This window comes from Rheinheimera sp. SA_1, from assembly GCF_001669775.1.
Lineage (GTDB): Bacteria > Pseudomonadota > Gammaproteobacteria > Enterobacterales > Alteromonadaceae > Pararheinheimera.
This window is the reverse complement of the sequence record NZ_LXWK01000011.1, coordinates 673,372-685,793: the sequence shown is the minus strand read 5'-3', so window position 1 is coordinate 685,793 and position 12,422 is coordinate 673,372. Positions and strand designations below refer to the sequence as shown.

Here is a 12,422-nt window from a genome sequence, read left to right as displayed (position 1 = left end):
TTCTTTTAGTGATTTAATCATTGTGGGTGTAACGGCACTCACCGGGGAACCAGCATGAAAGAATGGATGTACAACCTGCCGAGTCTGGTGATTGTCGGGCTGTTATTGCTGCTGATGTTACTGGCGCTGGAGTTTGGCTACCGGCGTGGTTGTGTTGCTTCGCCTGACCTCAGTGCGGCCAGCAAATCTCAGGTAAGTACGATTCAGTCGTCACTGCTGGGTATTCTGGCGTTACTGCTTGGTTTTACTTTTTCGCTGGCATTACAACGCTTTGATAACCGCAGTGTGGCGGAAGTGCAGGAAGCGAACAGCATAGGTACTGCCTGGCTGCGGGCACAACTGCTGCCGCAGCCGATGCAGCAGCAATCATTGTTGTTATGGCAGCAATATATCGACCTTCGGGTGGAAGCATCGGGCATTGCGTTAGATCAGCAAGCCGCACGTCAAGTGCTGCTGACGCAAACGAACCAGCTGCTGACGCAGTTATGGCAACAGGCGGTGTTAGCGGTTGAAGCCGACAATTCGCCGGTACGAACTGGTTTGTATGTGCAGGCTCTGAATGACAGCATTGATCAGTTTGGTGCCCGCACCGCCGAACTAAACCGGCATGTACCGGAGCTGATTTTAATGCTGCTGTACATGACCTTTATTCTGACCGGTGGCGTGGTGGGTTATGCCGCCGGGGTTGAGGCTCACCGGCCACCATCAGTGACTTACCTGATGATCATATTAATCATTATTCTGAATTTTATCATTATCGACCTCGACCGGCCGCGTCGTGGCTTGATTAAGGTCGATCAGCAAAGTTTGCAGGAACTGCAGCAAAGCATCCACGCTGGTTTGCCGCTCGTGCCAGTGTTGTCCGGCGCTTTATCGCAAGGGCATTAGAATGAGGCGCCAATGCTGAGTTTTTGCCGGAAGTCTTTGATATCAAGTGAGAACTTATCAATTCCAGGCAAGCGCAATTCGATATCAGTCTGGTTGTATTGATAAGACCAGGATAAGCGGATTTTATCGCTAAGCTTATAGCGTAACCCTAGGTTCGCCGTGACTTCACGGTCAAAATACAGAAAATCAATCGGCTGATTCAGCAGATGCATCCAATTACCATCGCTGTACAATTCAAGCGGCCATTCGGTTAGCTGATATTTGAGATCCCATTCCAGCGAACTGAATTTATAGTTCAGCTGATCCCCGAACAATAAAAACCGCGACACTTCGCCATCCTCACGAAAATAAGCTTTTTTGATACCCACGGCTGCGACTAGATCCAGGGTCAGCTTTGGCTGTTGGATCACGGCATAACCCGGTCCGGTGCTGAAATCCAGATTGCGATAATCGCTGGCCAGATGGTTGTAGTGATAATCGACACTGCCACGCCAGAACAAACGTGGACTGATAAAATAATCGAGCCCCGGGCTGATATCGTACTGATGGGTTTTGCGCGCCTGATCTTTGAGTTCATAGTCAAAATGACTGTCCAGCGAGGTGCGCCAATGCTGATGGTTATATTCAGCGGCCAACACCAGATTCAACACCGAGCTGTCCTGCTGACCATGGCGGTTACTGGCGCTGACATCCAGTTCGACTGACCAGGGCTTGTTTTTGCTGCCGTTTGTAATGACAACAACATCAGGCACGCTCGCTGTGGCCGGTTCTGCCATAGGTACAACTGCAGCAGGCGTGGAGATCTGCAAAATTTCGCCACGCTTGATGCTGACAAGCCCGGCATAGGGTAACAACAAGCTGACCAGTTCTGCTGATTGCGACTGGATGGTGCCGGTCAACACATCGCCATTCTTCAGATGTAATCTGCTGAGGCTGGCCGAAGCAGGCAGCGCCAGGTTTAACAACAATAGCGCTGAAATCAATTGCAGTCTGCGCACGGAAATTCCCTGTTTTTCATGTAAAAAAGCCAGCGATAGATCCGCTGGCTTCCTTGTTCAACAACCTGCTGCCAGTTGTCGTTTATAAAGCCAATAACACAAAACCACCAAAGGCCAGTGCTGCAGCAATTAAACAGTAAGGCAGCTGTGTGACGGCATGGGATATCAGATTACACCCCGAGCCTTGCGCCGCCAGCACCGTCGAATCGCTATAGAAACAAGCTTGTGAACCAAAGGAGGCTGCTGACAACAAGGCACCGATCACCAGCGGAATATCCGCGTTCACCGCATGTGCCAATGGCATCACAATCGGGATGGACACAGCAAAAATACCCCAGGATGAACCGGTCGCAAACGACAATACCGCCATCGCCACAAAGACCAGCGCCGGTAGCATTTGCGCCGTCATGTAAGGGCTCAGGTTATCGATGACATACTGCGGCAACAATAATTTATCGCAGACATCTTTGAAGATAAAAGCCGCAATCACGGTGCTGATGGCAGGCAACATGGTTTTAAAACCATTCATCATCACGTCCATCATTTCGCTGATGCTCATCAGGCGTTGTACACCGTAATAGACAATGGTCAGCAATAAGGTGGCAATAATACCTTTGAGCACATCAGGTTCGCTGAATGAATTACCCAGTACAATGGTGAAGAAAATTAATGACAACATCGGCACGGCGAAGTTATGCACCTTACCCTGGCGATTGCTGCCTTCAAATTCTTCTTCAATCGAATGCATGGCAAATTCATCACTGGTGTGATGCGGCATCTGCTGCGACGCCTGGTGACTCGGGCTGGTGCTGGTGCTGGTCATTTTAGGCTGACCTTCAGCCAGTTCACACTCGTAAGGATTCCCTTGCTGCGTGGCCAGTTCGGCTTTTTTCATCGGGCCTAAATCCGGCATCAGTTTCAGGGCAACCAGCATCACCATCAATACCGCAAGCCAAGGGTAAAACATATAAGGGATGGCCTGGATATACACCGAAATCCCCTGACCTTTGTCAGCGATATCGTTGTCTTCCAGCAATCCACCGAAAAACACCGCCCAGGTTGAGATGGGAATAATCACACAAATTGGCGCCGCCGTGGAATCGACGATGTAGGCCAGTTTTTGTCTGGAAATTTTATACTTGTCAGTGACCCGTTTCATCGCTTCGCCGACCGTCAGCGCATTCAGGTAATCATCAACAAAGATAATGACGCCAAGCATAAAGGTCATAAACATCGAAGAACGAGGTCCGGTGGCTAATTGGGAGCCTAAACGGCCAAAAGCCAACGCTCCACCGGTGTGAATTAACAATCCAATCAAAGCACCAAAACCACCACAAACCAGAATTAACCAGCCAATGGTTTCGTCTTGCATCACTTTGACCGAAATTTCACTGAAATTACTCAGTGAATTGGTAGGACTTAACATTAACAGGCCGACCACAGCACCAACGATCAGCGCCAGAATGGGACGTTTCAGCCAAATGGCCACGGCCATCACAACGACCGGAGGAATTAAACTTAACGCACTGGGTGAATCCATCAGGGGTTCCTTACAAAAAACTCGACTGCTTGGTTACAGCACGGGCGCGCGGCTTAGGTGCCTGCAGCGATCGTCTGCTTTCACTCGGGCTTAGGCAGATTTTGGCCTGCGGGCCTCTGTAGTTATTTTTAGGTTATTTCCGGCAATCTGACAGGAATTGCGGCCGGATATGATAGCAAATATTTATCCGGCATCAATGATTGATTAGGGCAGTGACAAATGTTAATTATGGTGTCTGAGTCATTTGTTACCAGATCTCTGTTAACAAATGACTCAGACCTAATGTTACCAACGGGTAACTGCGACCCCTACAGAAGTTAACTCAGCTGGACGCTCCACCTTGCTCGGTAATGTTGCGTAATAATTCATGAGCTGTTTAGCGTGTTCAGTCATGTTCAGGTCGGTGTGGATGGTGTCGAGTTGAATTTCCAATTCTAACTTGGGCACTGCAGCCCGAAGTACGCTATTCAAATATCCTGCAGGTAATAAATCTGCAGGCATTGAGCCTTGTAACGGACTCATGATGCTCTGATAAATGTAACCACCATTAGTCAATGGTTCTACTTGATAGATAGTTGCCATACGGTAACCGCTGAATGCCGTAAAGTCATAACGGCTGGGCTGTGTATTACTCATCCATTCGGTCTGGAATAGTTTCCCAAGTGATTGTGCTTGGTCAGGAGTTGGTAATTTGAAATTAATAGGCGCAAAAAAATCGCTACGGCGATTAAATTGATGCCTTGCATAAGTATAGGTTTGATAGTTCTCGCCGTATTCTAAAGTAAGATTGTTGGCGGCTCGTAGTGCGGCAAATTTCATCTCTTTTAGCCCTGTAACAGCGAGTAATTTATCGCGGCTATTGCTCAGCGGGACTATGGCTCCATGCTTGGTGTAATAGGTGCTGGTTAAAAAGTCAGCACGGATATTGCTCTGAAAATTGATTGGGTAACTCACGCCTTGGTTTAAATTCACCTGCAAAGGCTGACCAGCTGAATACTGTTCGATTTGCTGATAAAACCACTCACCTTGTTGATCCAAAGCGGAAAAGGTCAACACTGGCCAGGCACTGCCGCTCTCGCGACAGATTTCAACAGATGCTTGATTGTTGATGACCGGTGAATTTATATTTCCCCGCGAAGCGTCGTAGTTCAAGACGATTTTTTCGATTGGACTACTACTTACTTTACTGAAGATCACTGAAAGCGTTTCACACTGGCAGCCATTGGCGGTAGTCCCCAATATCAGAGTGCCAAAATCGCCGCTTTCCACTTGAGCAAAGGCATGCACATTCACGTCCTGTGCACCGTTCTGATCACCTTTGTTAATGACTGAAAAATTAATCAGTGAAGTGGTAGGTACCAGTTGAAAACTGCCATCGCTATTGGCTTGATGCCGACTGATGATTTGCCAGTCGTTGTTGTAGATCAGCAGTTCAGCGTTGGCTGATGGCAGGATGCCACCGCAACTGCGCGCCTGTTGTACTTTGATTTTCAGGGGGGGGATCACTGGTTTTGGAATGTCTGGTTTGGTTTGTTCAACAGGCGTGGTGTCAGAACCACCGCCACATGCGGTTAATAAAAGTAAGCAGAGCAAAGGTGCAAAAAACTTCATCAGGGGGGGACTCGTCAACAGCTGGATAACCGGAATTGGCAGGGCGCCATTATGCCTGAATAGTTGTTTTAACGCACTTTTATGTTGCAAAAGTTAACGTTGTATTTAAATTTAAGCCGCATAAGAAGTTTTTTACTAGTTCTTTAGTTGTTCCGTCATCCTCGAAGTTTTCCTGTTGTTCGTTCTATCCAAATCTGACGGACTATTCTGTTTGCGACGCACCATGGTGGTAAATAGTGCTATCAAAGTGCAAAGGCTGGCGTCTGTTCGTAAGGTTACATTCTTCATTGGCAGCGGTCGTTTCTGCTGTGGTGCTCGTTAGCGGTTGCGGCAGATATTGTTGCCGGAACCAGGCATTACGGCGTAACAGTGATTTTTTCTGTGGCAGCATAGGTTGTCCTTGTTTGTGATGCGTGTGCTTGGTCGAAAATTGCGCTTCGTTCGCTAGACCTTATGGGCGTGGCATGACCAGAACGTGATGTTTTGATGACAGTTTAGTTGCGGGGGCTAAAGAGCCAGACTGCATCGTACTGCAGCCTGGCACACCATTTTCGGCTTATTTCCCAAGCTCAACCGGCATTGACGGTGCCTGATTGGGAACCTGTACCGGCTTGCTTTGCAGCTGTTGCAAGGTCTCGGCAATAGCCCGCTCCAACTGCACATCGCGCCCCTGATTGACAGCAATTGGATCCAGTTCTAATTCGATATCCGGTGCCACGCCTTCGTTTTCTACCCGCCATTCACCATCCGGGGTGTAGAAGCGGAAGAACGGCACCACGTGGAACCCACCGTCAATCATATTTGGATTGGCGGAAATCCCAATCAAACCACCCCAGGTGCGGGTGCCGATGGTTTTGCCCAGCTGTAACCGCTTGAAGGCCCAGGGTAGGAAATCACCGCCAGAGCCGGCATCCTGATCAATCAACATGGTTTTCGGGCCGTAAATAGCGCCGCCCGGCGTAGTGAAGATCATGCCATCGCGGTCTTTCCAGCCAGATAAAAACGGTCGTGACAGAATGTCAGTGATGTAGTTTGCCGCCTGGCCACCGCCATTTTTCCGCTCATCGATGATTAACGCCTGTTTATCCACTTGCGCGAAAAACATCCGGTTAAAGAAGTAAAAACCACCGCCGCCGGTATTGGGTAAAAAGACATAGGCAATTTTGCCGTTGCTGGCTTTCTCCACCTGCTGCCGGTTGTTTTCGACCCAATGCCAGAGCCGCAGCTCGTTTTCATTGGCGATAGGTTCAACCCGGATCTGCCGCGAATTGGTACCGGCTGCATTGTCAGCGATGGTCAATTGCAGCTGTTTGCCCTGGGTGTTATCGAGCAGTTGATAGATGTTCTGCGATGCATCCAGCGGCTCGCCGTTAATCGCCAGCACAAAATCACCGGCTTTGGCGCTGTTGCCAGGGGTCGCCAGTGGCGCTTTTAAAAATGGGTTCCAACGATCGCCGGCCAAGACGGTTTTTAGCTGATATTTGCCATCGCGGATGACAAAATCGGCACCGAGTAAACCCACTTTACTGGGCGTTTCCTGATGCACATCACCGCCGCCAATCCGGTTATGACCGACCTGCAACTCGGCAATCATCTCTACCAGCACTTCGTTTAAATCTTCGCGGCGCTGCACAAACTTCAGCAGTGGCTGGTACTTATCATAAACCGCCTGCCAGTCGATGCCATGTAAGTTGGCATCATAAAAATAATCCCGTTGCATCCGCCAGGCATCATTAAAAATTTGCTGCCATTCCTGTGCTGGGTCGACGTAAGTTTTTAAGCCCGATAAATCAATGGCTTTGAGTTCGGTTTTCGCTTCAGCCGCACCGTGCGATAACGAAGCGGGTGCGGCCATGGTCAGCAGCTTTTTACCATCCGCACTGAATTTGTAATCGGCCAGACCATCTTTGATCATCGCCGCTTTGCGTTCTTTAAAATCAAAGCGATGCAGCTGCGCGTTATTCGCCTCGTCCGCGGCTGGGCCTTCATTGCTGGCGCCAGGCTGCGTGCGTTCTAAAAACCATAACGCGCCGTCGGCTGCCACTTTCAGCTGGCCATAATTTTTCTCCGGCAGTGGCAGCGGTACGATGCGATGCTGCAGGCCAGCCACATCTATCTGCACTGGTTTTACCACAGCCTTTTTGTCGTCTTTGCCATCAGCTTTATCTTTGTCGTCGCCAGCTTTCTCGTCGTCTTTTTTACCGGCCACCGATTCATCCCCGGTTTCCGTCAGCAACGGCGATTTGCCGGTGGCACTCAGCACTGCCGCATAAATGCCATAACGCAGTGGCCGTTCCTGCGTGGATAAATCCAGGCCAACCTGCGATGGCCCAGTGTTGACCGAGGCGGTGAAATACAAATAACCATCACCAAAGGCCGGATCCGACGCATGGCTTAAACCATCGGTGATCCGACTACTTTTACCGGCGTTAAAATCATGCAGATACAGCTGCGAAAAATAATTGGCTTCGGCTAGCGTGTAAGCGAGGTAACGACTATCGGCCGAAAACGACAGTTGGAACTGATCACGGCGTTTACTTGTGGCGATTTTTTGCTGTTTTTTAGTTTTTAAATCAAAGCTATAAAGATTCAGGTGATTGTCCTGATACACCAATTTCTGACCATCCGGCGACCAGGCCAGTAGGTTAAAATAACCGGTTTTGCCAAGCGGATAGGTGGTGGATTTAGCGGAGCCCGTTTTGGACTGACCGTCCTGAGCCGTGATCACTAACTGATGCTGATTACCTTGATCCGAAATGTACGCCAGTTGTTGGCCGTCCGCGCTCCAGATCCCATCAAATTCACGCACACCGCTGCTTTGCGACAGATTGCGCACCGTGCCGTCTTTAAGCGGAACAGTGAAAATTTCACCGCGTGCGCTGACCACGACTCTTTTGCCGGTGGCCGACAATTGCGCCGACGTTAAGGTATTACTGGCATCTTTCCACTGTGGCCGTTTTTGCGCGGACATTGTTTGTAGTTCAATGGCTACTTGCTGGCTTTGGCCAGTTTCAGCATTGAACTGGTATAAATAACCACCGGCTTCATACACTACGGTGTCGCCAAAACCGGCGGCGCTGCGCAGATCCCAGTCGGTATTTTTGGTTAGTTGGGTGACTTCTTTATTGTGATATTTGAATAAATTGACCGCGGTATTGTCGCGATCCGACAGGAAATACACCTCGTTGTTCAGCCAGAACGGGCTGGTGTCATTGGCATTTGGGTGGGGGATTTTTTCCAGTTGCTGGTTTTTGACGTCCAAAATCCACACCGGCGGCGTGCTGCCACCACGATGTAACCGCCAGCCGCTGGTGCCACTGTATGCCTGATTATTCGGCCGATACGCCAGTTTGCTGCCGTCACTTGACCAGCGACCTTCAAACGCCACCGCCTGCATGACTTTTTGTTCGTAACCACCGCTCACCGCCACTTCAAATAACTGATTGCTGCGGCTATTAGCAATTTCGCGGTTCGAAGCAAACAATACTTTTTTGCCGTCCGCACTCCAGCCATTGACGGTATCGGTGCCCGGATGCCAGGTCAGTCGCTTGGCGGCACCACCGGTCACCGGCATCACATAAACATCGGTGTTGTTGTCATAACTAGCTGAAAAAGCTATCCATTTGCCATCAGGTGAAAACTTCGGTGCAAATTCCGCCGCCGGATGCGAGGTCAGTTGGCGTGGGTTTTGGCCATTGCGGTCACTCAGCCATAAATCACCGCCGTAGACAAACACCAGCTGTGCGGCAGTGATATCAGGTTGGCGCAACAAACCAGTACCTTGTGCAGCCGCAGCCGCTTGTCCGGCAACAAGACCTGCCATCAGAGCAAGGCCGCAGCGCAAAGCCAGAGAACGGAATTTAAACATGGGCATAATCCTTCATCAAAGTGAAAAGTTAAAAATGGAACAACCTGCAGCAGAAAAAACTAACACGTCGTCAAACTTGAAGACAATCAACAGTTTGTTACCTGATGTGACAATGTGGACAGTGGATGTCCGCGATTTGTTGTGGTCGTTAGTCGTTCAAATTTCAGCCATTTTTTTTGCAATCTGCTGCATCGCCGCCACTGCTTTGGCGTCCATGCCGCGGTTCATAAGAATAATAAAGCCATCTTTGCTGGCCGGATCAAAATACAAAGCAGTAAATACGCCTAAATCTGAACCCATATGGCCGGTGAGGCCCATGCTGTTATCACGCCAGAAAAACCGCTGGTTATCGGAGACTGCCGGATCAAGCTGCAATTTAAACATTTCCTGATACATCGCATCTGATAATAACGGCCGGCCGTTGCTGTCCTGGTTATTCAGCAGACCGACCAGAAACTGGCTTAACTCCAAAATGCTGCTGCGCACACCGCCATCCGGATATTGTGGGTTGCCAAAATGCGGGTAAGCTTTGAAATTTTTGTAAGCTGCAGGTGGGTTGATATAACGGCTAATCAGCTCATTGAATACCGGCGATTCGGTGTCGGCACAGCTGAGCCCGGCGATTTGTGGTAAATAAGGTACACATTGTTCAACTTCATAGGGAACGGCGATGTCGATGAGATTTAAGTCATGTAGCAACCAGCTGCTGTGCGTCATGCCTAGAGCAGGAAATAACTGCTGTTTGCTATATTGCGCCAGCGACATGCCGGTCGTGGCTTCAACCAGATAACCGGCAAGCCCTGCCGCCAGATTGCTGTATTGGCGTTTAGTCGCCGGTTGCTGCGCCAGAAAATGCGCGCCTTGCTGATAGTGGTTACCATCAGCCAACAACAAACTTTTCAGATGTTGTTGCAGTGAAACATCGGAATCGCGATTTTCGCTGTAACTCTGGATATCGTAATAATCAGCAATACCGGATGAATGACTGGCTAAATGGCGTAAGGTGATTTTTTCGTTTTCGGTATGTGGATTATCCACTATAAAGGGTAGGTAGTGATTAATATCCTGATCTAAATCGAGTTTACCCTGATCGACCAGTTGCAGCAGCACCAGCCCCATGATGGGTTTACTGATCGACGCTAGATTAAACAAGGTGTCTTGGGTCACAGGCGCCGCGGTTTCAACATTGGCCTTGCCGTACGTTTGCATAAGCACGGTCTGACCATTTTTAATTCTTGCTATCGCAAGGCCGGGGATGGCAGCTTCTTTCATCAGCGCTGGAATAAAGTTTTCCAGCGTGCTGAAGTTCTGACTAACCGGCTGCTGGGTTGGCAGCAACCACCAAAACACCCCGATAACCGCGATAAGTGCCACTACAATCCCAATTATTTTTTTCATTGTGCCCGTCCTTTTGGTTAAAAGTTGGGGATGAAGCAAGTTGTAGTCCATATCGGTATTTTGGTTAACATTATGATGTATATAGATTTAATTCAGCCAGTCGCATTGGGGGATGGTGAAAGTTACCAATATTTGGCGAAATCAGGCACGAAATGCCAGGCATTACATTGATTTTTAACAACTTTGAACAGAAAAAAAATTGCCGCAAAACTTAAGAGCGCACAACATTTTGTGCCGAGAGGCAGGGGATCGGATGTAGTCCGGTACTTTATGTTAACTAATTGATTCACGATTTAGAAACGTTTAACATTTTTTGCGCAGTCGGCTGTGTATTTCGTGCTGTGCGAATGCAATGATATGGCATGATGAACAACCCTGAATCAGGAAAATAAGGAGATTATTGAATGGAAGTTATTGATGTTGATAAGAAAAAAATTGACGCAGTAAAGGAGGAATCCGCTAAAACGCTGACCTCAGTACTTTATGCTTTGTATGCGCTGTCTTTTTTGTCAGGCTTCAGTGGTGTGGTTGCAATTATTATTAACATTATCAAAAAAGCCGATGTAGAAGGTACTTTTCTGGCAAGCCATTTCCGCTGGCAAATCAGAACTTTCTTGTTTAGCGTACTCTGGTTCTTGCTTGGTATGGCATGCTTTTTAATGGCCGCCGGTGTTAAGGGTTTGCCACTGTTTGTTGCTGGCGTTTTGCTGGTAGTTGCCAACACCGTCTGGTTTATCTACCGGGTGGCAAAAGGCTGGTTATACCTCAAAGACAATAGGCCAATGTACCGAAGACAAGATCGCCACGGCCTGCATCGGGATAATCCAGAACAGGCAGACCACCACAGATTGCGCCGTTAGCATAGATTTTTCGGCAGCACTAAATAGCTCAGCTCGGGTATACCATGTGGCTTACAGCTGTTGTTCGACCGTTAAATCTGCAACTCAGCGCCGAATGCCGGCAACTTCTGGAGCATTGATTGTGTTAATTGGTGAACTGTCGAAATTAACCGGTGCTACGCCAAGGGCGATCCGGTTGTACGAAACACTGAAATTACTGCAGGTAAACCGGCACGGCAAATACCGGGTGTATGACAAGTCGCATGTTGAATTTGTGCAGTTGATTAAAGAAGCGCAGAGCCTGGGCCTGTCGCTTGCTGAATTGCAACAACTTAAACTTGGGGTGCAGGATTTAGACTGGGTCGCGCTCAATCAACTGCTAGCACAAAAACAGGCGGCAATTGCACAGCAAATTATTCAGCAACAGGCTGAATTAGAGCGTATTAAGCACTATCAGCATTTGATAGCGGCTTGTGTGGCCAAAGGGCTGCGGCAATGTGAGCCTAATAACTGACAAATGAACCCACTCTTCCTTTTTTATACTGACGATTTAACGCCCGCTGCACATTGACACTTGACTCTGACCTTAGGGGCAAGGTTTAGCATGGCTGCCATCTGATGATGGAGCCATATGATGAAAAAAGTGTTAGTGATCAATGCCAACCCCAAATCGCGTAGTTTTTGCAAATTGATGGCAGAACATTACGCTGCAACCGCCAGTGCCAGGCGCCAGGTTACTTTGGTGCATTTGAGCGAGTTGCAGTTTCAGGCTGATTTGAGCCAGGGTTACGATGAAAAACAACAGCTGGAACCGGATTTAGTGCTATTTCAGCAACAGCTGCAGTGGGCGGAGCATATTGTGCTGATTTGCCCGGTGTGGTGGGGCGGCATGCCGGCCAAACTGAAAGGCTTATTCGACCGGGTGCTGCTGCCGGGGTTTGCCTTTTCCTATCAGCAAGGTAAAGCCATTCCTGATCAGCTTCTCAAAGGCCGCACTTCTGAGTTGTTGTTGACGCTCGACACCCCAGTGTTCTGGTACAAATGGTGGCAAGGCAATCCGCTGTATTTTCAGCTGACCCGGACCATTCTTGGTTTTGTCGGCATTAAAAACCAGGCCAGCCATTATTTTAGCCCGGTGTTAAGTGCTGATGCCGCGAAACGTCAGCGCTGGCTGGATAAAGTGCAACAACTGGCGAGTCGGTGATTAGCTGTTATTGTGAGTATGTAGTTTTGGTGATATTTTTATTTGGTTTTTTAGTGCTTTAAATTTAAAATTTCAC

Annotated in this window: 10 protein-coding genes; 4 read left to right on the top strand and 6 right to left on the bottom strand. The window is 48.7% G+C overall.

Annotated elements, in window-relative coordinates:
* Positions 1 to 54: 54 nt before the first annotated feature.
* Positions 55 to 888, top strand: a complete 834-nt coding sequence (locus A5320_RS04020; protein ID WP_068061215.1) for a bestrophin-like domain — start codon at positions 55 to 57, stop codon at positions 886 to 888.
* On the opposite strand, the gene A5320_RS04015 is transcribed toward A5320_RS04020, so the two are convergent.
* The 6 genes from A5320_RS04015 to A5320_RS03990 all read right to left on the bottom strand — a co-directional run bounded on the left by A5320_RS04015 (position 885) and on the right by A5320_RS03990 (position 10,303).
* Positions 885 to 1,886, bottom strand: coding sequence for a DUF481 domain-containing protein (locus A5320_RS04015; protein WP_068061212.1), 1,002 nt, complete (start codon positions 1,884 to 1,886; stop codon positions 885 to 887). The two genes, A5320_RS04020 and A5320_RS04015, sit on opposite strands and share 4 nt — an antisense overlap.
* An 82-nt stretch (positions 1,887 to 1,968) precedes the next feature.
* A complete protein-coding gene (locus tag A5320_RS04010) occupies positions 1,969 to 3,426 on the bottom strand; it encodes a Na+/H+ antiporter NhaC family protein (protein ID WP_068061211.1) in 1,458 nt (485 codons plus the stop codon).
* A gap of 285 nt (positions 3,427 to 3,711) precedes the next feature.
* Positions 3,712 to 5,037, bottom strand: a complete 1,326-nt coding sequence (locus A5320_RS04005; protein ID WP_068061208.1) for a hypothetical protein — start codon at positions 5,035 to 5,037, stop codon at positions 3,712 to 3,714.
* Positions 5,038 to 5,239: 202 nt separating this feature from the next.
* Positions 5,240 to 5,428: a hypothetical protein gene (locus A5320_RS04000; RefSeq protein WP_068061205.1), complete on the bottom strand. Its 189-nt coding sequence runs from the start codon at positions 5,426 to 5,428 to the stop codon at positions 5,240 to 5,242.
* Between the two features lie 165 nt (positions 5,429 to 5,593).
* Positions 5,594 to 8,905, bottom strand: a complete 3,312-nt coding sequence (locus A5320_RS03995; RefSeq protein WP_068061204.1) for a S41 family peptidase — start codon at positions 8,903 to 8,905, stop codon at positions 5,594 to 5,596.
* Between the two features lie 156 nt (positions 8,906 to 9,061).
* Positions 9,062 to 10,303 (bottom strand): serine hydrolase domain-containing protein, encoded by a 1,242-nt coding sequence (locus A5320_RS03990; protein ID WP_068061203.1) that lies wholly within the window; start codon positions 10,301 to 10,303, stop codon positions 9,062 to 9,064.
* A 404-nt stretch (positions 10,304 to 10,707) separates the two neighbouring features.
* Between A5320_RS03990 and A5320_RS03985 the strand changes: the two genes are divergently transcribed.
* The 3 genes from A5320_RS03985 (at position 10,708) to A5320_RS03975 (ending at position 12,346) form a co-directional block, all read left to right on the top strand.
* The gene (locus A5320_RS03985; protein ID WP_068061202.1) at positions 10,708 to 11,163 is read left to right on the top strand and encodes a DUF4870 family protein; all 456 of its coding nucleotides are present in this window, start codon (positions 10,708 to 10,710) and stop codon (positions 11,161 to 11,163) included.
* A 121-nt stretch (positions 11,164 to 11,284) separates the two neighbouring features.
* Positions 11,285 to 11,656: a MerR family transcriptional regulator gene (locus tag A5320_RS03980; RefSeq protein ID WP_068062947.1), complete on the top strand. Its 372-nt coding sequence runs from the start codon at positions 11,285 to 11,287 to the stop codon at positions 11,654 to 11,656.
* 120 nt (positions 11,657 to 11,776) lie between these two features.
* Positions 11,777 to 12,346, top strand: coding sequence for an NAD(P)H-dependent oxidoreductase (locus A5320_RS03975; protein WP_082971520.1), 570 nt, complete (start codon positions 11,777 to 11,779; stop codon positions 12,344 to 12,346).
* Positions 12,347 to 12,422: the final 76 nt, after the last annotated feature.